This is a genomic window from Neisseria mucosa (assembly GCA_003028315.1).
In the GTDB taxonomy this organism is placed as follows: domain Bacteria; phylum Pseudomonadota; class Gammaproteobacteria; order Burkholderiales; family Neisseriaceae; genus Neisseria; species Neisseria mucosa.
The window spans coordinates 530,538-551,753 of record CP028150.1; the positions used below are offsets into that span (position 1 = coordinate 530,538).

18 protein-coding genes, 1 tRNA gene and 2 pseudogenes are annotated in these 21,216 nt (G+C 51.0%); 9 read left to right on the forward strand and 12 right to left on the reverse strand.

What is annotated here, in order from left to right:
• Positions 1 to 6: 6 nt before the first annotated feature.
• Positions 7 to 83, reverse strand: a tRNA-Pro gene (locus NM96_02685).
• Between the two features lie 269 nt (positions 84 to 352).
• Here NM96_02685 and NM96_02690 point away from each other — a divergent pair.
• Positions 353 to 826 carry a membrane protein FxsA gene (locus NM96_02690; GenBank protein ID AVR78411.1) on the forward strand — a complete coding sequence of 158 codons (474 nt, stop codon included), beginning with the start codon at positions 353 to 355 and terminating at the stop codon, positions 824 to 826.
• 90 nt (positions 827 to 916) lie between these two features.
• Here NM96_02690 and NM96_02695 read toward each other — a convergent pair whose 3' ends face one another.
• From NM96_02695 to NM96_02710, 4 genes are all read right to left on the reverse strand, one after another.
• Complete coding sequence (locus NM96_02695) at positions 917 to 1,477, reverse strand: hypothetical protein (protein AVR78412.1); 561 nt, start codon at positions 1,475 to 1,477, stop codon at positions 917 to 919.
• Positions 1,478 to 1,604: 127 nt separating this feature from the next.
• Complete coding sequence (locus NM96_02700; GenBank protein ID AVR78413.1) at positions 1,605 to 2,105, reverse strand: hypothetical protein; 501 nt, start codon at positions 2,103 to 2,105, stop codon at positions 1,605 to 1,607.
• Between the two features lie 477 nt (positions 2,106 to 2,582).
• A complete protein-coding gene (locus NM96_02705; GenBank protein AVR78414.1) occupies positions 2,583 to 4,493 on the reverse strand; it encodes an amylosucrase in 1,911 nt (636 codons plus the stop codon).
• 452 nt (positions 4,494 to 4,945) lie between these two features.
• A complete protein-coding gene (locus NM96_02710) occupies positions 4,946 to 7,234 on the reverse strand; it encodes a ligand-gated channel (GenBank protein AVR78415.1) in 2,289 nt (762 codons plus the stop codon).
• 546 nt (positions 7,235 to 7,780) lie between these two features.
• Here NM96_02710 and NM96_02715 point away from each other — a divergent pair.
• Positions 7,781 to 8,311: a hypothetical protein gene (locus tag NM96_02715; protein AVR80245.1), complete on the forward strand. Its 531-nt coding sequence runs from the start codon at positions 7,781 to 7,783 to the stop codon at positions 8,309 to 8,311.
• Positions 8,312 to 8,350: 39 nt separating this feature from the next.
• Positions 8,351 to 8,470: pseudogene (locus tag NM96_02720) on the forward strand (transposase).
• Positions 8,471 to 8,642: 172 nt separating this feature from the next.
• Here the strand turns inward: NM96_02720 and NM96_02725 are convergent.
• On the reverse strand, positions 8,643 to 9,119 hold the full coding sequence (locus NM96_02725; GenBank protein AVR78416.1) for a cupin domain-containing protein: 477 nt from the start codon (positions 9,117 to 9,119) through the stop codon (positions 8,643 to 8,645).
• Positions 9,120 to 9,279: 160 nt separating this feature from the next.
• Between NM96_02725 and NM96_02730 the strand changes: the two genes are divergently transcribed.
• Positions 9,280 to 9,642 carry a hypothetical protein gene (locus NM96_02730; GenBank protein AVR78417.1) on the forward strand — a complete coding sequence of 121 codons (363 nt, stop codon included), beginning with the start codon at positions 9,280 to 9,282 and terminating at the stop codon, positions 9,640 to 9,642.
• Positions 9,643 to 9,749: 107 nt separating this feature from the next.
• On the opposite strand, the gene NM96_02735 is transcribed toward NM96_02730, so the two are convergent.
• Positions 9,750 to 11,159 carry a leucyl aminopeptidase gene (locus tag NM96_02735; protein AVR78418.1) on the reverse strand — a complete coding sequence of 470 codons (1,410 nt, stop codon included), beginning with the start codon at positions 11,157 to 11,159 and terminating at the stop codon, positions 9,750 to 9,752.
• A 167-nt stretch (positions 11,160 to 11,326) separates the two neighbouring features.
• On the opposite strand from NM96_02735, the gene lptF reads away from it, so the two are divergent.
• On the forward strand, positions 11,327 to 12,442 hold the full coding sequence (lptF, locus tag NM96_02740) for an LPS export ABC transporter permease LptF (protein ID AVR78419.1): 1,116 nt from the start codon (positions 11,327 to 11,329) through the stop codon (positions 12,440 to 12,442).
• Positions 12,439 to 13,509, forward strand: coding sequence for an LPS export ABC transporter permease LptG (lptG, locus tag NM96_02745; GenBank protein AVR78420.1), 1,071 nt, complete (start codon positions 12,439 to 12,441; stop codon positions 13,507 to 13,509). Before lptF ends, lptG begins: the two co-directional genes overlap by 4 nt.
• A gap of 62 nt (positions 13,510 to 13,571) precedes the next feature.
• On the opposite strand, the gene NM96_02750 is transcribed toward lptG, so the two are convergent.
• Genes NM96_02750 through NM96_02760 form a run of 3 tightly spaced genes read right to left on the reverse strand, consistent with a single transcriptional unit; the run spans position 13,572 to position 15,242 of the window.
• A complete protein-coding gene (locus NM96_02750) occupies positions 13,572 to 13,811 on the reverse strand; it encodes a hypothetical protein (protein AVR78421.1) in 240 nt (79 codons plus the stop codon).
• Positions 13,780 to 14,547, reverse strand: coding sequence for a type I 3-dehydroquinate dehydratase (locus NM96_02755; protein AVR78422.1), 768 nt, complete (start codon positions 14,545 to 14,547; stop codon positions 13,780 to 13,782). Before NM96_02755 ends, NM96_02750 begins: the two co-directional genes overlap by 32 nt.
• Positions 14,544 to 15,242, reverse strand: coding sequence for a TIGR02117 family protein (locus NM96_02760; GenBank protein AVR78423.1), 699 nt, complete (start codon positions 15,240 to 15,242; stop codon positions 14,544 to 14,546). Before NM96_02760 ends, NM96_02755 begins: the two co-directional genes overlap by 4 nt.
• 381 nt (positions 15,243 to 15,623) lie before the next feature.
• Here NM96_02760 and NM96_02765 point away from each other — a divergent pair, with 381 nt between their 5' ends.
• Both NM96_02765 and NM96_02770 read left to right on the forward strand, forming a co-directional pair.
• Complete coding sequence (locus tag NM96_02765; protein AVR78424.1) at positions 15,624 to 17,039, forward strand: SLC13 family permease; 1,416 nt, start codon at positions 15,624 to 15,626, stop codon at positions 17,037 to 17,039.
• 109 nt (positions 17,040 to 17,148) lie between these two features.
• Entirely contained in the window at positions 17,149 to 17,658 is a 510-nt protein-coding gene (locus tag NM96_02770; GenBank protein ID AVR78425.1) for a peptidylprolyl isomerase, read from the forward strand.
• A gap of 586 nt (positions 17,659 to 18,244) precedes the next feature.
• Here NM96_02770 and fghA read toward each other — a convergent pair.
• Positions 18,245 to 19,072: an S-formylglutathione hydrolase gene (fghA, locus tag NM96_02775; protein AVR78426.1), complete on the reverse strand. Its 828-nt coding sequence runs from the start codon at positions 19,070 to 19,072 to the stop codon at positions 18,245 to 18,247.
• A gap of 8 nt (positions 19,073 to 19,080) precedes the next feature.
• Positions 19,081 to 20,217: an S-(hydroxymethyl)glutathione dehydrogenase/class III alcohol dehydrogenase gene (locus tag NM96_02780; protein ID AVR78427.1), complete on the reverse strand. Its 1,137-nt coding sequence runs from the start codon at positions 20,215 to 20,217 to the stop codon at positions 19,081 to 19,083.
• Between the two features lie 333 nt (positions 20,218 to 20,550).
• Between NM96_02780 and NM96_02785 the strand changes: the two are divergent.
• Positions 20,551 to 21,201 (forward strand): annotated as a pseudogene (locus tag NM96_02785) (outer membrane secretion protein).
• The last annotated feature ends 15 nt before the right edge of the window (positions 21,202 to 21,216 follow it).

Here is a 21,216-nt window from a genome sequence, read left to right on the forward strand (position 1 = left end):
TATATTTGGTCGGAATGAGAGGATTCGAACCTCCGACCCCTTCGTCCCGAACGAAGTGCGCTACCGGGCTGCGCTACATTCCGAATAAGCAGGCATTATAGAGGAATTTTCGGCAGGATGCACGGATTTTGTCGGAGAAACTGTCGGGATTCGGATAAATATTTGGATAATAAACATCTTATCGATATATCTATCGGCTTGGGTTTGAAAAGGTGGGAAATACTTACCGTTTTTCACATTTTCCTTGCTTGAAAGCAGGGATTTTATCTTTATGTTAGTATCCGCTATGGCTTCGAATATAAATACGGATTGGTCAGAATCGCTTCGGCTTAGAGATTAAGGAACAGTAATTATGCAATTTTTCGGTATCGGTTTTTTAGTTTTGATTTTTTTGGAAATCATGTCGATTGTCTGGGTTGCCGACTGGCTTGGCGGCAGCGTGGCGTTGCTGCTGATGGTCGTCAGTTTCGTATCCGGCGTATTTATGCTGCGCAATACGGGGCTGTCCGGCATTTTACTGGCAGGAGCGACGATACGGAGCGGAGGAAAGGTTTCGCTTTATCAGATGCTATGGCCGATACGCTATGCTGTGGCAGCGGTGTGCCTGATGAGTCCGGGCTTTATTTCGACGGGATTGGCATTATTGCTGTTGTTGCCGTTTAAAGGTCGCCCGGTTGTGCAAGCGGAGACGGATGGGAATATATTTGGGCAGCGGCCGTTTTCAACTAAAGCACAAGATGATGATGTGATTGAAGGCGAATATACGGTAACGGGTAAAGATTCGGATACGAAGCATCAGGCTTACATCGAACATAAAAAAGATTGAGATATGGAATCTGTCAGCCGGAATGGTTGGCTTGAAATAAAAAGGTCGTCTGAAAATATTTTCAGACGACCTTTTGTAATTGTTGCCGAATTAACGGCGACGACCGAATCCGCGACCCATCGGGCGGCGGTAGTTGGAAGGTTGTTGGGTGGTTTGACGGTAGCGGGGTTGTTGTTGAGCCTGCTGCGCGGGGATGCTGCGGGTATTCAGTTGCTGGCTGGTACGGCCGTTGGGACGGGCCGATTGGTAGTAATGGGTACGGGCGCGCTGTGCAATCGGGCTGTTTTGATTGTTCGCACGGGTGAATTTGTTTGCCAGTGCGTTACCGATAAATGCGCCTGCGGCTGTACCGATTAGGCTTTGAAGCAGCCAGCTTCCTGTGGATTGGTCGTAAATATATTGTTGTCCGTCTTTGCCGGTAACGGGTTGGCCGTTGTTGCCGTTAGCTTGCGCTTCGACAGGGATGGTGTCTTGTACGGCTTCGGGAGTGAGTTGGTAAACGGTATTGTCCTGCTGGCCGTTTTGCTGTGCCAATTGTTGTTGCAGGGCTTCGATTTGTTTTTGCTGCTGTTCAAGCTGTGCTTGCGTATTGTCTTTGCAGGCGGCAAGGGCGAAAGCGGAGAGCGCGGCTAAGGCGATAATTTTTTTCATTGTTGTGTGTTTCCTTGGTCGGTTGTCATTAATGCCGTCTTATGTAAGTCGTCGGCATGGTTCTAAGCGCGTGGCCTGCCTGCCATATGGTGTGTTTTGGGGATTTATCAAGCAAGGTTGCTCTTTTTTACAATGGGAGTTTCGGTAGTTTGGCTGCAAAAGCAAGGCTGTCGGCAACAATATTTCCTTGAGGTTTCACTTCGTGTTCGGTTTCCATAATAAGCAGTTTGTCGGGGCGGCGGGCGTGCAGGCTCATGTGCATTTCCGCGGGGGAGAAGGGGAGGTGATGGTGTTTGGCAAATGTTTGTGCGCGCTGATTGGCGGTTTTGAGCATGGGCATCAGAGTGATGTCGAGATGAAAGCGGCGAACGCCCAAAATAAGGATGCGTGCGGCGAAGAAGTCGGCTTCTTCTGTAAACACGGCGGGACTGTTGCAATTGAAGTCGTGGCGTTCGGCCGCAATCAATGTGGCGAGAGAGCGGATTTGTGGAATCAAGGCCTCGCTGATAAGGCCTGAGGTTTGGGGAATGGTGTTGTCTGAAAATGTGTTGTGGCTGTTGCCGTCAACAATCATATGGCAGCGGTGAAGGGTTTGTGGACGTCTTTGGATATTTGCAGAGAGGTTCATGGCTTTTCCTTTATTGGTATCTATTCGCATCGTGTATCGGGATTGGCGGCCATGAAGGGTATAAAAAAAGCCGCTCAATCAGGGCGGCTCTTGTTTTGCTGTTCATTTCCGTCTGTTTCAGACAAGCGCAAAAAAGTACCGCACATTTGTGTGGTACCAATAGAAGAAAGCGTTTGAATGCTTAGCGGTTTGCATGATGGTATTTTGCTGGATATTGAATATATATGCGCTGAATTCTAAATCAGAAAGTCGAATAATTTCAATACTTGATGGATAAATTTGATTAATAATTTTTCAACTTTTTGTAATTAATGGAATTTATTTTTAAGCTGCGTATGGAAAGGCGCATTGTATGCGGATGTTGGGGAAAGTATCATCGCTTGGGTAGGTTTGATGCCTTATATTTTAAATAGGTCGTCTGAAAACGGGCAATGCCGGTTTTCAGACGACCTTTGCGTTTTTAAGCTGCCTCAATCATCAGGCGATTTCGAGCCACATCACTTGGTAGGGGCGCAGCACCAAATCTTGATTCAATGCCACGGTTTCGCCGCTGATGAGGTCTTTGGCGCGGGCGGGCATGGCTTGCAGGGTGTGCGCGCTGATGGTTTGCGGGTGTTCGCTGAAGTTGCCGAACGCCAACAGCGCATTGTTTCGGATGTAGCCGATGATGTGTTTGTTGTTGGTGTTGAAGGTAACCAGACGGCCGCCGTTCAAGCGCGGGTTGTTTTGGCGGATGTCTATCATGTGGCGCAGGCCTTGATAGATTTGTCCTGCCGCGGTTGACGGGTCGTGGCGCTGTTCGTACAACTCGGCGTTGTAACGCGGACGGTGCGCCCAGCGGCTGTCGTCGCTCTTGTTGCTGTCGTTTGACCAGTCGTCGTCGTTGAGCGTGCCGACTTCGTCGCCGAGATAAATCAGGGGCAGGCCGCCGGTACTCAGGGCGATGCTGTACAAGAGTTTGATGCGGTCAACGGCGTGTGGGTCGTGTTGCGCCAAACCTGCCAAGGCGGCGGCAGTACCGCTGACGCGGCAGTCGCCGGTATTGGGGTTGTATTGGAAGGGGACGCCGCGCGCGAAGCTGCCGTCGAAATGGTTGACGAAGAAGCGGTTGAGGAATTGGCGGTGGTCGTAGCCGTGGATGCCGAACTGCCATGCGTCTTCGTCGGCGAACGTCCAGCCGATGTCGTCATGGCTGCGGACGTAGTTGACCCATGCGGTATGGTCGGGCAGGTTGTGGCGGTAGGAGAGGGCTTGGTGGAGCAGGTTGACTTCGCGGGTGGCGAGGGTGTTCCACAACAATGCCATTTGCAGCGGGTTGTAGCCGATTTGGCATTCGTCTTGTCCGATGTATTGGACGACTTGGTCGGGGTGGACGATGGCTTCGGATTTGAAGAACACGGCAGGTGCGGCGATGCGCATGACGGCGTTGAACGCGCGGATTAAGGCGTGGGCTTGCGGCAGGTTTTCGCAATCCGTACCCATTTGTTTCCAAATGAAGGCGACGGCGTCCATACGCAGGATGTCGACGCCCAGATTGGCGAGGAACATCATTTCGCCTGCCATGGCGCGGAATACCCATGGATTGCTGTAATTCAAATCCCATTGGAAGGAATTGAACGTCGTCCATACCCAGCGTCCGTCTTCCAATTGGGAGAAGCCGCCCGGATGCTGGTCGGGGAAGATTTCGCGCAGGGTGCGGTCGTATTGGTCGGGCATCCAGCGGTCGGGGAAGATATAGTAGAAATTGTCGAAAAGCGGATCGCCGGCGGCGCAGCGTTTCGCCCATTCGTGTTCGTTGGAAGTGTGATTGAAGATGAAATCGACGACGGCGGAAATGCCCGCTTCGTGCAGCGCGGCAATGACATCGCGCAAATCGTCTATCGTACCCAAAGCCGGATTGACGTCGCGGTAGCTGCTGACCGCATAGCCGCCGTCGCTTTTGCCTTCAGGGCATTTAAACAGGGGCATCATGTGCAGATAGGTCAGCCCCAGCTCTTGAAAATAAGGGATTTTGGCTTTCAAGCCTTTCAAATCGCCCGCGAACAAATCGACATAACACACGCCGCCGACCTGTTTATTGGACAAAATCCAATCGGGGTCATTCTCACGCGCGGCATCGATGGCTTTCAGAGACTTATCGCGTTGGGAATAGCTTTGCCATGCTTGGGCAATCAGTTGTTCCAGCATGGGCAGGACGGCTTCGTTGTCGTTGTAAACGTTGTCCAGCTCGTGCATCAGCTTGGGGAAATGCTCGTTCAAACGCCGGTCAAACTGTTTCCAGTCTTCGGAAGCTTCGACGGTCGCACGCTGTTTGGGGCTATATTCTGCCAAGGCGCGCTCTTTGAGATGATGCAGGGTCAAATCGACCTGTTGGGTCTGGGTCAACATAATGTTTACTCCGAGTTGAGGTTGGATTTGTTTGGAAGCCTGATTCCGGCGGGAACATTGGCCGGAGACAGGCTTATCATACTTTAAGAAACTGCTTGTGAACAGGGTTTGGAGAGGAGTAACCGTATTGTTTTATGTGGAATTTTTTTAAACCTAGGGCGGCGGGTGTGTTTGGGGTAACTGTATATATTATTTGGAAAAAAATTTTATGTGGGGAAGGCTGTGGGGCAGGGGGATGTTTGGGACGAAGAGGGGAGGAATATCGGATACCTGTCGGATGATTTGGTTTACAAAGGTTTATGACGAGCGCGGAAAGGCCGGATTAATACTGGAAGTAGACGGATGAAAACAATTTCCTTTGACGAAAGTCAAAAGATTGGGATGACATGAAGGGATGAATAAAAAAGGTTTTCAGAGGTCGTCTGAAAACCTTTTTTCTTGTCTATCGCCCCTTAAAACTTAAAGTTCACGCCGCCGGTGAAGCTGCGTCCCATTTGCGGGGTGTCGGACAGGAAGCTGCTGTGGGCGTAAACGGATTGGTTGAACAGGTTGTCGGCTTTGACGTACCAATTCCACTCGCCGTAGCCGGTGCGGCGGCGGTAGTTTGCGCCGAGGTTGAGCATATGGTGTCCGAGCGTGCGCGTTTCGTAGCGGGCGAGTTTGTTTTGGGCGAACACGCGGTAGTAGTCGAGATGGGCATCGATGCGGTCGGTCAGCGCGGCATTCAGGTGGAAGCCGAGCCGTGCGGCGGGAACGCGCGGGGCGTTTTGGTCGGCTTGGGTGATGTAGGGACGGTTGCCGTAGGCGTCTTCCCTGCCGGGCAGCGACGGGAGGTTTTTCAGACGACCTCTGACGTAGTCGCCGGAAAGTCCGATGCGGTAGCGCGGTGTGGGCTTGAAGTAGATTTCGCCTTCCGCGCCGTAGAAGTCGGCGCCGGATTGGTTGTAGCGCACGAGCTTCATTTCGCTGTCGTCTTCGATGGATTTGGGGCCGCGTCCGTCGTTGAGGGTTTGGGCGTAGATGTAGTTGCCGAAGCGGTTGCGGTAGAGTGCCAGATTGTATTGCCAGCGGTCGCCTTCATAGCCCAGCGCGAGTTCGATGTTGTTGGAACGCTCTTTGTTCAGGTGTTTGTTGCCGACTTCAAAGGTATTGGTGGCAACGTGTTTGCCGTGTGCGTACAGCTCTTGCGTTGACGGCAGACGTTCCTGATGGGAAGCGGTCAGGCTAAGTTTGTGGTATGGCGAGAAATACCAGTTGCCGGAAAGCGCGAACGAGCGGGCGGTTTGGCGGTGCGCACCGAGATCGGGCAAGGGTTGGTTGTAGTAGTTTTCCCGATCAATTAAGGCTTTGTCGTACTGGATGGCGGCTTTTTGTTTTTCCACGCGCACGCCGCCCTCAAGCGAGAAGTTGTCCCAATTTGCCTGTTCTACGCCGAAAAAGCTGTAATGATGCACATCGTTGTCGATCAGCATCGGCTGTTGGACGGTTTCGGGAATGGCGGAAAGCGCGCTGGATTTTTGGGTGAGGTATTGCACGCCCCAACTGCCTTTCAGACGACCTATGGGCAGGTGGCGCAATTCGATGCGGGCATTTTGCGTTTTGTTTTTAAAGAAGTTTTCCACCGCATCGCCCGCTTTTTCGTCGTGGTGGTAGTCGTTGCGGTTCAGGTGCACGCGCAGGGCTTCGAAACCGGGGAGCGGCTGCTTCCATTCGGCGCGGATTTCGTAGCGTTTGTTGCGCAGGTCTATCCACGGTCTGCCGCTGTGGGTATGCGCGTGTGCATTATCGTCGTCGTGGAAGCCGCAGCTCAAGCCCGGATTGTCGTAATCGACGTCTTCTTCGGTCAACAGGTGCGGATAAAGCTGCAAATAGCGTTTGTTAATCAAACTTTTCTGCCAGATGATGTCGGCGTGGCAGTCGTCGTAGAGGTGGCTGTGCGCAGGCAGGCCGTAGCGGTCGCGACGGTCGCTGTACGCCGCGCCGATAAAGCCTTTCTCGCCCACCCAAGACAGCCCGATGCTGCCCGTTTGCGAATCGGCATGGCTGTCGGGCAAGCGTTTCAGACGACCCTCTTCTTTGCGGTAACGCGGTACGGCGTAGTCGCCCGATTTGCGGTACAGCCCTTCCGTGTGCAACACGAAGTTTTTACCCAGTCCGACATTGATGCCGCCGGACGTGAGTTTTTCCAAATTGCCACTGCCCAAACGCAGCCCCAGTTCGCCCGATACGCCGTTTTCAGGCATTTTTTCGGGGATTTTTCCGTCGGCAACATCCACCAAGCCCGCCACATTGCCCGAGCTGTACAACAGCGTTACCGGCCCGCGCAGGATTTCAACCTGTTGCGACAAGGCGGTGTCCACCATCAGGGCATGGTCGGGCGAAAAATCCGCCATGTCGCCCGTTTCACCGTGATGGTTCAACACTTTAATCCGTCTGCCCGTCTGCCCGCGTATCACAGGCGCGGATGCGCCGCCGCCATATTGCGAAGCATGGACGCCCGGCACGCCGTTGAGCGCGTCGCCGAGATTGACGGCTTTTTGCCGCAAAGTATCGCCGGCAATGATTTTGTCGGAGGCGGTTGAACTGTGCAGCAGCCCCGAAGTGGCGCGCGGATGGCTTTTACCGACGACGTTGACCGTTTCCAAGTCCACCGTCTGCTCGGTTTCATGCGCTTGAGAAAGAATAGGGGTGCTGATTAAAAGAATAGATAAAACAATGGGTTTGAGTGTGTTTTGTGTCATTTTAGTTTTTCATCATATTTCGAAAGTTTGTTATTATATAACATTTCAGCATTAATATAACAAGAATTTAAGAAGCAAATCGCATTTGATGCCGCAAAACAGCCAAGCCAAAGCCCATACAAACAGCGCAAAACCAAAAACAATAAAGAGGCAGTGTTAAACAGCGACCATAACAATAATCCGTTTTCGGTCAAATGTAGTAAATTTAGATAATGGTTTAAAATATCAATCAAATATTAAACACACTAGGAAAGGAATTGGTGCTGGTCCGGGACTTATTGCAAGTATTGAATCTAGGAATTTCTTGGATTTATTCAAAAAATCCGTACCCGCATAAAATCCCGACAGTAATTTACGCTTTTATTTTGATGGTGAAATGGTTCATCAATTTGCACTCAGTAATGGTGTCTATCACTGTGCAGGAATAAAAGGAAAACAACAGGCTAATCAGATACCTATAGAAATTAAACATTACTTTAATATTAATGTTAAAAAATTAAAGGATGTTGGTAACAATTAGTTTAATATACATATATCTTGGAGGATATGATGATTTTTGGAGATCCATATAAATTTGCTATTCAATTTGATTTTGTAGAAGATTGGTTTCTGGAATGGGGAGAAGATTTGAAAAATGATGGAGTATTTCATTATATAATTCAAGGTTATATATTGCCGACCGAATTGAAGTATCAATCAATCAGCATTCTAGATGCGGTAAATTCATTGAATGTAAAAATAGGCAGCCTGAATAAATTCAATGCTTTCACGATCTATAACCAAGATGCTCAATATATTTTGGAAAAATTAGAAAATATTTTGGAAAAGATCTTAAACGGAGATGAAACCTATGAGGAATATCAATTATATGACTCAACCTATTTAAATATAGAAGAAAATATTTTTGATAATCAAAATAGCTGGCTGGTATCAACCGACCATTCGGAAAAAATCATATTTAGAGATTATAAAGGGGAGATTCAGGAGGTTATATTAGAAAAAGGATATTGTATAGATATAATGGAGAAAGTAATCACGTGGGCAAGATCTTATTTTAAAAATGAAAAATGGATTTAATTAGAGACTGAGGTAGATTAGCATAGCTGCTAATCTACCTCAGTCCCAAGATATAGTGGATTAAATTTAAATCAGGACAAGGCGACGAAGCCGCAGACAGTACAAATAGTACGGCAAGGCGAGGCAACGCCGTACTGGTTTAAATTTAATCCACTATAAAACCCCGTATAGCGTCGGAAACCTAATATCTTAAAAATAATAAAAAGACGGAAATAGCGGCAGTACGCCACCCTTCCGGTTTGTTTGCAAAGCATCATGTTGCCTAAATAGCAAAAAAGGTCGTCTGAAAACCAGATTCCGTTTTCAGACGACCTTTACGGTTTGATGACTGCTATTTGGCAACTTTGACTGCTGCGGTTTCGGCAATCAAGTCAAGGAAGACCAGCGGCTCTTTGCCGATATTTTTCAACGCATGGGACTGACCGGGGCGGGCGATGGTGATGTCGCCGGCGCCGACTTGGGTCTGTTTGCCCGTGCTGTCGGTAAACACGCCTTTGCCCGATACGATGATGTAAACGTCTTCGTTGTCGGTGTGTTTGTGTTCGCCGATGGATGCGCCCGGCGGCAGGGTCAGCCAGCCGATTTCCCTGAACGCGTCTTGTGCGGCGGTCTGGTGGCGGTTGAAGGCGAAGCGGCCGAGCAGCGGGCCTTTGCCTCCGGCTGCGTTTTCGCGGTTCCACTCCGCCAAGTCGGCTTTTTTGTACACTTGGACGCTGCGGTCGGCAGGTTTGGCCTGTTCCGCGGCGTGGATACTGACGCTCGTGCCGAGCAGAAAGGCGACGGACAATACGGCAAATAGCGGTTTCATCATGGTTCTCCGTTTGTTTTTTTGGGGCAGATAAAGCGCAGGCTGCATTCAGACAGTTTACGTATCAATATTGACGACAGGTAAGATTGCATAGCATCATTTCCCAGCTTTTCAGCACAGGATTTTCCTTATTACCCCAACATCGTTAAGAGACAAAAACATGACCGAAACACAAAAAATCTATACTGCATGGACACAGATGTGGAATGGCAATCTCAACATTGCCGATGAACTGCTGTCAAACAACTTCAAAGCACATCTGACCGCTGATTCCACTCCACCACCCGCGCCCGTAACTGACATAGCCAGTGCAAAGGCTTGGATAGCTACCATTCGTGCTAAAGCAGATTTGCATTATGAAATCGTACTCGGTCCGTTCCGCGACGGAGACACAATTTCTGCATATTGGCGTGTAACCGCTACGCTCGGTAACCAAACCGCCGTCAAAGTCGGTACGGATTTTCTGAAAATCAAAGACGGTAAGATTACCGACTGCTGGACAATGAACAACAACGCTGCATAATGGGGTTACCAAACCCGATATGTTTTCGAACAGCCTGCATTAGTTGATGCGTTCCGTTTTCAGACGACCTACGGAGGCGATGGCTTTTCCCCCGCAGGCGTCAAGGCTTATTTCACGTTGCGCAGATAGTTCAGCAACAAGGGAACGGGGCGGCCGGTCGCGCCTTTTTCGCTGCCGGATTTCCATGCCGTACCCGCGATGTCGAGGTGCGCCCACGGGTAGTCTTCGGTGAAGTAAGACAGGAAGGTGGCGGCGGTAATCGTGCCTGCGCCGGGCGTGCCGATGTTGGGGATGTCGGCGAAGTTGGATTTGAGCTGGTCTTTGTAGGTTTCAAAGAGCGGCAGCTGCCATGCTTTGTCGTCCACGTTGCGGGAGGCGGCAAGCAGGCTGTCGACCAAATCCTGGTTGTTGCCCATCACGCCGCTGACGTCATGTCCCAAGGCGATGATACACGCGCCGGTCAGGGTGGCGACGTCGATGACGGCTTTGGGTTTGAACTGCTCGGCGTAAGTAAGCGCGTCGCACAAAATCAGACGGCCTTCGGCATCGGTGTTCAACACTTCAATCGTTAGGCCTTTCATGCTTTTCACGACGTCGCCCGGTTTGTTTGCCGCGCCGGAAGGCATGTTTTCGCAGGTGGCGACGACGGCGACGAGGTTAATCGGCAGTTGCAGTTTGACGGCGGCGCAGAAGGTGCTGATGACGGTTGCCGCGCCGCACATGTCAAACTTCATTTCGTCCATGTTCAGACCGGGTTTGAGGGAGATGCCGCCGGTGTCGAAGGTAATGCCTTTACCGACCAAGACGACGGGGGCGGCTTCTTTGTCGGCCGCGCCGAAGTAGCTCAATTCAATCAGATAGGGATCTTCCACGCTGCCTTTGGCGACCGACCAGAACGAACCCATGTTTTCTTTGATATAGTCTTTTTCGATGATTTTGGCGTGTGCGCCCAGTTTTTCGGCTTCGGCTTTGGCGGTGCGCGCTAAAAATTCGGGCGTGCATTCGTTGGGCGCGGCATTGCCCAAGTCGCGGCAGAGGCTTTGTCCGTAAACCTGCGCTTCGGCGACGCGCAGGGCTTCTTTGACGGCGGCTTCGTGTGCGGTGTGGAACACGGCTTGCGAGAACTTGGCGGGCTTGGCTTCTTTTTTGTAGCGGTCGAAACGGTAGGCGGCGTTACCGAACGCGATGGCAAAGGCTTCGGCAACGGCGGCGGCTTGCGCTTCATCGAAGGCATGGATGTCCGTATTAACCGTTTCCTGATTTTGCGCCCATTTGGCGGCTTCGGCAGCGGCCTTGTTCAGCGCGGCGCGGTCGGTTTTTTCGAGGCGGACGACGGCGACTACCTGCAAACCGTTGTCCGTCGGGATTTTGGTGTCGGCAAAAGTTTGACCTTCTTCAAGCGAAGACAAAAGGGCAAGGGCGGTCGGGTGGTTTAATTGTGCGGTTTCGGTGCAGACAAATAACTGCGCGCCTGCCTGTTGCGGCTGCAAGGTTCCGGCTTTTGTGCTAAATTCCACGTTTATTCTCCTGATTGAGATGGTTTCGGGTAGTTTCAGACGACCCTTTGCATCAAGGGGTCGTCTGAAAACGGTTGGAAAGATTGTACTCCATTTGAGAGGTCGTCTGAAACCTTGCGCAGACAATCCGCCTGCGCCGAACCGCTACCGCTCCTAGCCGCGATTCTATGATTTATCAAAGAAACTTCATCAAAGAACTCTCTTTTACCGCCGTCGGCATTTTCGTCGTCCTCTTGGCAGTGTTGGTCTCCACGCAGGCAATCAACCTGCTCGGCCGTGCCGCCGACGGGCGCGTCGCCATCGATGCCGTGTTGGCATTGGTCGGCTTCTGGGTCATCGGCATGACGCCGCTTTTGCTGGTTTTGACCGCGTTTATCAGCACGCTGACCGTGTTGACCCGCTACTGGCGCGACAGCGAAATGTCGGTCTGGCTCTCCTGCGGGCTGGCGTTGAGGCAATGGATACGCCCCGTCATGCAGTTTGCCGTACCGTTTGCCATCCTGATTGCCGTCATGCAGCTTTGGGTCATGCCGTGGGCAGAACTGCGCAGCCGCGAATACGCCGAAATCCTCAAGCAGAAGCAAGAATTATCCATGGTGGAAGCAGGCGAGTTCAACAGCCTGGGCAAGCGCAACGGCAGGGTTTACTTCGTCGAAACCTTCGATACCGAATCAGGCATCATGAAAAATCTGTTCCTGCGCGAACAGGATAAAAACGGCAACGACAACATTATCTTCGCCAAAGAAGGTAATTTCTCGCTGAACGACAACAAGCGCACGCTCGACCTGCGCAACGGCTACCGTTACAGCGGCACGCCCGGCAAAGCCGACTACAACCGCGTTTCCTTTCAAAACCTCAGCCTGATTATCAGCACCACGCCCAAACTCATCGACCCCGTTTCCCACCGCCGCACCATCCCGACATCGCAGCTCATCGGCAGCAGCAACCCGCAACATCAGGCGGAATTGATGTGGCGTATCTCGCTGACCGTCAGCGTCCTCCTGCTCTGCCTGCTTGCCGTACCGCTTTCCTATTTCAACCCGCGCAGCGGCCACACCTACAACATCCTCGTCGCCATCGGGCTTTTCCTGATTTACCAAAACGGACTGACCTTCCTGCGCAATGCCGTGGAAGACGGCAAAATCCATTTCTGGCTCGGACTGCTGCCCATGCACATCATCATGTTCGCCATCGCCGTCGTACTCCTGCGCGTCCGCAGCATGCCCAGCCAGCCCTTCTGGCGGGCGGTTGGCAAAAGTCTGACATTGAAAGGCGGAAAATGAACCTGATTTCACGTTACATCATCCGCCAAATGGCGGTTATGGCGGTTTACGCCCTCCTGGCCTTCCTCGCCCTGTACAGCTTTTTCGAGATCATCAACGAAGTCGGCGACTTGGGCAAAGGCAGCTATAACGGCGCAACCATGGCGCAATACGTCCTCATGCAGATGCCCGCGCGCGCCTACGAACTCATGCCCCTCGCCGTCCTCATCGGCGGACTCGTCTCCCTCAGCCAGCTTGCTGCCGGCAGCGAACTGACCGTCATCAAAGCAAGCGGTATGAGCACCAAAAAACTGCTGCTGATCCTGTCGCAGTTCGGACTGATTTTCGCCCTCGCCACCGCCACGCTCGGCGAATGGATTGCCCCCACCCTCAGCCAAAAAGCCGAAAACATCAAATCCGCCGCCATCAACGGCAAAATCAGCACCGGCAATACGGGGCTTTGGCTCAAAGAAAAAAACAGCATCATCAACGTGCGCGAAATGCTGCCCGACCATACCCTGCTGGGCATTAAAATTTGGGTGCGCAACGACAAAAACGAGCTGACGCAGGCAACGGAAGCCGAATCCGCCGTTTTAAACAACGACGGCAGTTGGCAGTTGAAAAACATCCGCCGCAGCACACTTAGCGAAGACAAAGTCGAAACCTCGACCGCAAACGAAGAAAACTGGCCGATCGCCGTCAAGCGCAACCTGATGGACGTATTGCTTGTCAAACCCGACCAAATGTCGGTCGGCGAACTGACCACCTACATCAGCCACCTCGAAAACAACAACCAAAACACCCAGATCTACGCCATCGCCTGGTGGCGCAAATTGGTTTACCCCGTCGCCGCCTGGGTCATGGCACTCGTCGCCTTCGCCTTCACCCCGCAAACCACCCGCCACGGCAATATGGGCTTGAAACTCTTCGGCGGCATCTGCCTCGGCTTGCTGTTCCACTTCGCCGGACGGCTCTTCGGCTTTACCAGCCAACTCTACGGCGTCCCCCCTTTCCTCGCCGGCGCACTGCCCACCATAGCCTTCGCACTGCTCGCGGTGTGGCTGATACGCAGGCAGGAGAGAAGATAAAAAGATGGATTCGGAGAAAACGTCGTCTGAAAACGGTTTTGCGAAATACGCTATGCCTGTTTTCAGACGACGTTTTGTTTGGTTTGAGTTTGGGTAGGGCGGGGTAGTGGAGGGTGCGGTTTATTTGGATGGTTATAAGCCAATCCGCTGTAAAAGTCGTCTGAAACCAATTCGTCGTTCAGGAGATTTGCTCGCCAAATTGTTGAAACAAAGAAAACGAGGTCGTCTGAACGCTGTTTCAGACGACCTTTTGTTTTTTTGTATTTATTGTTATCCGGCGGTGTTGCCGTTTTCCAAAACATCCAAGATGTTTTTCAGATTGGCGGAATCGAGCTGGCCGGGGGCGGAGGCGGTGCCTGCCGTGCCGAATGTGATGGCGGAGCCGAAGGTCGAGCCTGCGATGCGGCTGACGAGTCCGAGCTTGCCCATGGAGATGGTAACAATCGGGCGGTTTGCGGTTTGACGGGCTTCCCAAGTGGCGTCCAAAAGCGTCAGGACATCGGCGGGGCTTTGGGGCATCACGGCAATTTTGCAGATGTCCGCGCCTGCCTCTTCCATTTTTTTCAGACGACCTGTGATGTCCGATTTGGCGGGTGTTTGATGGAAATCGTGGTTGCTCATCAGTACAGCGGTGTCGTTCGCTTTGGCGGCGGCAACCGCTTGGCGGACTTCGCTCTCGCCGGCGGAAAGTTCGATGTCTATGATGTCGATAATGCCTGAAGCGGCAGCTTTATCGAGCAACTCGAAATAATACGCTTTGCTGCAAGGGTATTCGCCGCCTTCCTCTGCGCGTCGGAAGGTAAACAGCAGCGGGGTTTCTGGAAAGGCGCGGCGTACGGCTTCGGCTTGGGCGAGCAGGTACTCGGGGTTACCCGCTTGGTCGAAATAGTCGGCTCTGAACTCGATAATATCGAAACAGGCGTGTTCGAGGTTTTTCAGGGCAGCGGATAAGGCTGCTTCGTCTCGGGCAACCAAGGGAACGGCGATTTTCGGTTGCCCGCTGCCGAGCGTGAGATGGCGGATGGTCAGGGTTTTCATGGGTTTTCTGCTGTATTGGTACGATGGCTGTCGAGCAGCGGATCGGGGAATGGTGTCCAGACAACGCCGTTGATACCGCTTTCGGTCAGGCGGCGGTTGAGCCAGCTGTTGCACGTATTGAAAAGATGGTAGCGTCCTTCTGCCTCGTAGAATGCGTCGTCAGCGCTGTAATGCGCGCCGGCGACAGGGATGGCTTTGCCCGCTTTCAACTTGAAATGGCGCATCAGGTTGGCACTCAGGCGGCGGTATTGTTCGCGGCTGACGGTGAATTTGACGGTATTTTCGCCTTCGCGCGGCGGCTCGCGGTAGTAGATGGCGTGAATCAGCGTGCTGTTGACCCCGCTTAACGCCTGTACTGCCGTAGAGGCGGTCAAATCCGACCACTGCGGCGTGTTCAAATAGAAATTGCGCTCGCCCCAGCCTATGCCGACGTAGCGGATGGGCGCATCGCCTTGCCCTGCGGGGCTGTCGGCAGGATTGATGATGCTGGTCCAGTCGAAAAGGTCGTCTGAAAGCGGCATGACGACGTCGGCGTGTACGCCGTTGCTGTGCAGATAAAGGGTTACGCCGCCGTCAGAGGCTTCAGTGCTGTCCTGCGGAATCTTACCAAGTATGTAGGCGGCGGCAAAGTAAAGGATGGCGGCGATGATAAATGCCAACAGGGCTTTCAGGAGGATTTTGAATATTTTTTTCATTGACGTCATGACGTCGGTTAAGGATGCGGCATCATATCACGATAACGGTATGAATTAGGGTTTTCAGACGACCTTAACGCTTTAACTACAAAGGAGGTCGTCTGAAAATCAACAAAAAGATATTTTTAGTTTCCCATCAATCCGTTTTCGTAAAAAACCGCGCCCGATTGTTAACATTATATTTACACTACACCCGATTACAAATATACTCATTGCCATGCCGCACGGCTTTGTTTGCCTGAAATCCAAAGCCTGCGAACAACCCGCTGCGGGAAACAAGAAAAACCGATTCAGTGGAATCAATAAAAAAGCAATGTCAGGCGATGAGCCTAGGCATCAGCGGTTTTAGCGATTTCACGTTATGTTTCAGAGGAATACTCCATGGACTTACATGCAAAGGACAAAACCCAGCATCCTGAGAATGTCGAGCTGCTCAGTGCGCAAAAGCCGATCACCGACTTTAAAGGCCTGCTGACCACCATCATTTCCGCCGTTGTCTGTTTCGGCATTTACAGCATCCTGCCCTACAGCACCGATGCCAACAAAGGCATTGCGCTGTTGATTTTCGTTGCCGCGCTTTGGTTCACCGAAGCCGTCCACATCACGGTAACCGCATTGATGGTGCCGATTCTCGCCGTCGTACTCGGCTTCCCCGATATGGACATCAAAAAAGCGATGGCGGGCTTTGCCGATCCGACGATTTACATCTTCTTCGGCGGCTTCGCGCTTGCCACCGCCCTGCACATGCAGCGCCTCGACCGCAAAATCGCCGTCAACCTCTTGCGCCTGTCACGCGGCAATATGAAAGTCGCCGTGTTGATGCTGTTTGCCGTTACCGCCTTCCTGTCCATGTGGATCAGCAATACCGCGACCGCCGCCATGATGCTGCCTTTGGCAATGGGTATGATGAGCCACCTCGACCAAGAAAAAGAACGTAAAACCTACGTCTTCGTCCTGCTCGGCATCGCCTACTGCGCCAGTATCGGCGGTTTGGGTACCGTGGTCGGTTCGCCGCCGAACATGATCGCCGCCAAAGCCCTGAATCTCGACTTCGTCGGCTGGATGAAGCTCGGTCTGCCGATGATGCTGTTGATTCTGCCGCTGATGCTGTTCTCCATGTACGTCATCCTCAAGCCCAATCTGAACGAGCGCGTCGAAGTCAAAGCCGAGTCTATCCCTTGGACGCTGCACCGTGTAATCGCGCTGTTGATTTTCATCGCTGCTGCTGTCGCTTGGGTATTCAGCTCCAAAATCAAAGAAGCATTCGGTATTTCCAACCCCGATACCGTCATCGCCCTGATTGCCGCCGTCGCCGTCGTCGTATTCGGCGTGGCGCAATGGAAAGAAGTCGCCCGCAATACCGACTGGGGTGTGTTGATGCTCTTCGGCGGCGGCATCAGCTTGAGCGCGCTGCTGCAATCTTCCGGCGCATCCGAAGCCTTGGGTCAGCAGGTAGCTACCACTTTCACCGCCGCGCATCCGCTGCTGGTGATTTTCGTAGTCGCCACCTTCATCATCTTCCTGACCGAGTTCACCAGTAACACCGCCTCCGCCGCGCTGCTCGTGCCCATTTTCGCCAGCATCGCCACGCAAATGGGGCTGCCCGAACAAGTCTTGGTATTCGTCATCGGCATCGGCGCATCTTGCGCGTTCATGCTGCCGGTTGCCACGCCGCCCAATGCGATTGTGTTCGGTACAGGCTTGATTAAGCAACGCGAAATGATGAACGTCGGCTTGCTGCTGAACGTCCTCTGTATCGTATTGGTTGCGCTGTGGGCTTATTTCATCCTGATGTAAACCCGTAAAACCATAACCACAAGGTCGTCTGAAAGAATATTTTTCAGACGACCTTGAAGTTTTTCCGCCCAGCACCATTTGTAAAAAGATTCTTAACGAAAGGAAACCCATGATTATCCTGCACACCAATAAAGGCGACATCAAAATCGAACTCGATTTCGACAAAGCCCCCGTTACCGCCAAAAATTTCGAGCAATACGTCAAAGACGGTTTCTACGACGGCGTAATCTTCCACCGCGTCATCAAAGGCTTCATGATTCAAGGCGGCGGCATGGACGAGAACATGAACGAAAAAGAAACACGCGAGCCGATTCAAAACGAAGCGTCCAACGGCCTGCCCAACGAGAAATACACCATCGCCATGGCGCGCACCTCCGACCCGCATTCCGCCAGCGCGCAATTCTTCATCAACACCGCCGACAACGCCTTCCTGAACTTCCGTTCCAAAGAGCTGTACGGCAAAACCGTCGTCCAAGACTGGGGCTACGCCGTATTCGGCAAAGTCGTCGATGGTTTTGATGTAGTCGATGCCATCGAAGGCGTCGCCACCAAACGCCACGGCTACCACGACGACGTACCGACCGAACCTGTCGTCATCACCAAAGCCGAAGTGGTATAAATTTGACGCGTTACATCCCATGACGCAAAAAGCAGCCTGAAACGGGCTGCTTTTTTTGCGGATAAGGCATATCGACGGCTTCTTTGGTTTTTGACGAATCAGTTGCCATCAACCGTCAGCAATCAATCAAATAAATCTGTTGCATTGGCAGCGTAGCGTGGGCTTGACGCAAGGAAAATATGTAGGACGAAACTGGGCAGGGCGGTATGCCTGACTGTTTTTTGTAATCCGCAACGAAACAGCAGAAAACCTGTGTTTGGGTTTCGACTGTTGGGGGTGAAAAGGGCTATTTGCAAAGTTCTCGAAAACAACAAAAGGTCGTCTGAAAACAGGTTTTCAGACGACCTTTTCGTTTTTTACCTCTCAACAATGGTTTGTATTGGAATGGGGGGATATTTAAGTAGAATGAGCGAGGAGATTTTGCAAAGGTCTCCTCATGCTGATTCTAGGAGATAGCTGATTTTAATAGCACTTTTTCATCATTTATAAAAACAAAAGGCATCAATCCGATGCCTTTTTAATTCATTAACATGAAAAATTAACGTTCACTTCAACGTTTATTCGATTCACGAATCACTTCTTTGGATTACTTCAAAAATGCCGCATGATATGCAATATGCTCACCAATAAAACTGGCGATGAAGTAATAGCTATGATCATAGCCTTTATGGAAGCGCACGTTGATCGGCTGATTTGCCGCACGACAGGTTTCGATAAAATCTTCGGTACGCAATTGTGTTGGTAAAAACTCATCTTCCAAGCCCTGATCAATGCGCATACCTTGCACTTTATAGCCTTGTTGAATGAGCGTGCCAGCATCATATTGTTGCCATTTTTCACGATCTTTTCCTAAATAGGCAGAAAAGGCTTTTTCTCCCCAAGGCACAAGGCTTGGCGACAAAATGGGCGAAAAGGCAGAGACACTTTGATAACGTTCTCGGTTTCGCAGTGCCAATACCAATGCGCCGTGTCCGCCCATTGAATGCCCCATAATGGAACGTTTGCCGTTGGTAGGAAAATTTTCCTCAATCAGACTGGGCAACTCGTTCAAAATATAATCATACATTTGATAATTCGTCGCCCAAGGCTGCTCGGTCGCATTCAGATAGAAGCCTGCACCTTGCCCTAAATCATAAGCCGCATCGTTCGGCACTTGCTCTCCGCGAGGGCTGGTATCGGGGGCAACCACAATCACTTGATGTTCTGCCGCATAGCGCTGAAAGCCTGATTTGGTAATGAAATTTTGTTCAGTACAGGTTAAGCCGGAAAGCCAATAAATCACACCAAGTGGTCGATTCTTCTGATTATCCGGCAAATAGACGGCAAATTTCATTTCGCATTGAAGCGTTTGGGCATGATGTGCCCAAACTTGTTGCGAACCGCCGAAAATTTGATGTTGTTCAATCAGTTTCATCACGGGCCTTAGTAATGAATAACAGAGCGGATCGATTTACCTTCGTGCATTAACTCAAAGGCTTCATTGATTTGATCAAGTGTCATTGTGTGAGTCACAAACGGTTCTAACTGGATATCACCTTTCATTGAATCTTCCACCATTTTCGGAAGTTCAGAGCGGCCTTTCACACCACCAAATGCCGTGCCTTTCCAAACACGACCGGTTACCAACTGGAACGGACGCGTTGAAATTTCTTGTCCTGCACCTGCTACGCCGATGATAATGGATTGTCCCCAACCACGGTGTGCACTTTCTAATGCTTGACGCATTACGTTTACATTGCCGATACATTCAAAGGTATGGTCAATGCCCCATTTATTGATGTCTAACAACACATCTTTGATTGGTTTATCGTAATCGTTCGGGTTTAAGCAGTCAGTCGCACCAAACTGTTTTGCCAACTCGAATTTTGCGGAATTGGTATCAATGGCGATAATGCGCCCCGCTTTGGCTTGACGCGCACCTTGCACCACAGCCAAACCAATCGCCCCCAAGCCAAACACGGCCACAGAGTCGCCTTCTTGCACTTTTGCCGTGTTATGTACCGCACCAATACCTGTGGTAACACCGCAGCCGAGCAAACATACTTGTTCGTGGTTGGCTTCCGGGTTGATTTTCGCCAGTGAAACTTCGGCAACAACAGAATATTCACTGAAAGTCGAACAGCCCATATAGTGATAGATCGGCTGACCTTGATAAGAAAAACGCGTCGTGCCGTCCGGCATTAAGCCTTTACCTTGCGTATCACGCACTGAGACGCATAAGTTGGTTTTACCTGAACGACAAAACTCACATTCTCCACATTCAGCGGTGTAAAGAGGAATGACGTGATCACCTGGTTTTACGCTTAACACACCTTCGCCCACAGCAACGACTACACCTGCACCTTCGTGTCCAAGCACCACAGGGAATACGCCTTCAGGATCGTTCCCTGATAATGTAAATGCATCAGTATGGCACACGCCAGTGTGGGTATTGCGGATTAACACCTCGCCTTTACGCGGCATTTCTACATCGATTTCCACAATTTGTAAGGGTTGATTTGGCGCGAATGCTACCGCCGCACGCGATTTGATGGTTGAATTGGTTTGTTTAATTTCCATTATTTTTGCCTTTTAATTCATTAATAAAGTTACTAAATGACACCAGTTTATACTTTGGACTCCAGTCTGAAGCAAGCGTTTTTTGCAATTTTGCTTCGGCAGTAGCATGATTGACTGAAGATGTAAAATGCAATTGGCATTTTATTGAAGTGCCATCAAATATCATTTTTATTTTAAATTAATAAACAAAACAATAATATAAATTATTATATCTTTCTCATCATTTCATTCGCCGATCAAATCCTCGTTGAGATGTACAAGAAAAAAATTCTTTAATGTCATATAGATAGAATTATTTATATTCCCGGCTACTTGATCTCAAGGAGAGCCATCATGGCCAATACATTGCACTCTTTATCCCGCAGCGCAGCAAACAATAAATCAGACGTCCTTAAAGGAACGCCCCATGATGACGTTTTACATGGCAGTCTCGGACATACCACATTCTACGGCGGCTTGAGCGACGATATTTATTACAGTAAGAACGCGGGCGACACCATTGTTGAATATGCAAATGAAGGCAACGACACGGTTTACGCCGATACAACCTTTACCTTACCGACCCACGTCGAAAACCTGACACTGGAAGGCAACGGCAACACCTTCGGATTTGGCAACAACTCTAACAATATTCTGATAGGCAACAGCGGCAACAACCGCTTGAGTGGTGAAGAAGGCAACGATTTCCTGTACGGCATGGGCGGCAACGACACCCTGTCAGGTGGCAATGGAAATGATCACCTCAACGGAGGAGACGGAGATGACTATCTTGCAGGCGGCTTGGGTAGCGACACCATCATAACAGGTGCAGGCAGAGACACTGTCGCCTTTACTGCAGCAGATATTCGTGAAGGCAGCATAGATCGTTTGCTCGACTTTAACCCTGAGACGGATAAACTCGACCTATCTGGTATGCGTTCATTGCTGACTGGCAGCAACGCCAATTTGAGCTGGTCAAAGATGTTCGTTGACAAAGACCCTGAGAACGTGTTCATTGTC

Coding starts and splice junctions, on each gene's coding strand:
- NM96_02715 (AVR80245.1), top strand. CDS start 7,781: ATGATGATTTTTGGAGATCCATATAAATTTGCTATTCAATTTGATTTT.
- NM96_02690 (AVR78411.1), top strand. CDS start 353: ATGCAATTTTTCGGTATCGGTTTTTTAGTTTTGATTTTTTTGGAAATC.
- NM96_02765 (AVR78424.1), top strand. CDS start 15,624: ATGGACTTACATGCAAAGGACAAAACCCAGCATCCTGAGAATGTCGAG.
- NM96_02700 (AVR78413.1), bottom strand. CDS start 2,105: ATGAACCTCTCTGCAAATATCCAAAGACGTCCACAAACCCTTCACCGC.
- NM96_02780 (AVR78427.1), bottom strand. CDS start 20,217: ATGGAAATTAAACAAACCAATTCAACCATCAAATCGCGTGCGGCGGTA.
- NM96_02750 (AVR78421.1), bottom strand. CDS start 13,811: ATGTTTTGGAAAACGGCAACACCGCCGGATAACAATAAATACAAAAAA.
- NM96_02705 (AVR78414.1), bottom strand. CDS start 4,493: ATGTTGACCCAGACCCAACAGGTCGATTTGACCCTGCATCATCTCAAA.
- NM96_02770 (AVR78425.1), top strand. CDS start 17,149: ATGATTATCCTGCACACCAATAAAGGCGACATCAAAATCGAACTCGAT.
- NM96_02725 (AVR78416.1), bottom strand. CDS start 9,119: ATGAAACCGCTATTTGCCGTATTGTCCGTCGCCTTTCTGCTCGGCACG.
- NM96_02730 (AVR78417.1), top strand. CDS start 9,280: ATGACCGAAACACAAAAAATCTATACTGCATGGACACAGATGTGGAAT.
- NM96_02760 (AVR78423.1), bottom strand. CDS start 15,242: ATGAAAAAAATATTCAAAATCCTCCTGAAAGCCCTGTTGGCATTTATC.
- NM96_02695 (AVR78412.1), bottom strand. CDS start 1,477: ATGAAAAAAATTATCGCCTTAGCCGCGCTCTCCGCTTTCGCCCTTGCC.
- lptG (AVR78420.1), top strand. CDS start 12,439: ATGAACCTGATTTCACGTTACATCATCCGCCAAATGGCGGTTATGGCG.
- lptF (AVR78419.1), top strand. CDS start 11,327: ATGATTTATCAAAGAAACTTCATCAAAGAACTCTCTTTTACCGCCGTC.
- fghA (AVR78426.1), bottom strand. CDS start 19,072: ATGAAACTGATTGAACAACATCAAATTTTCGGCGGTTCGCAACAAGTT.
- NM96_02755 (AVR78422.1), bottom strand. CDS start 14,547: ATGAAAACCCTGACCATCCGCCATCTCACGCTCGGCAGCGGGCAACCG.
- NM96_02710 (AVR78415.1), bottom strand. CDS start 7,234: ATGACACAAAACACACTCAAACCCATTGTTTTATCTATTCTTTTAATC.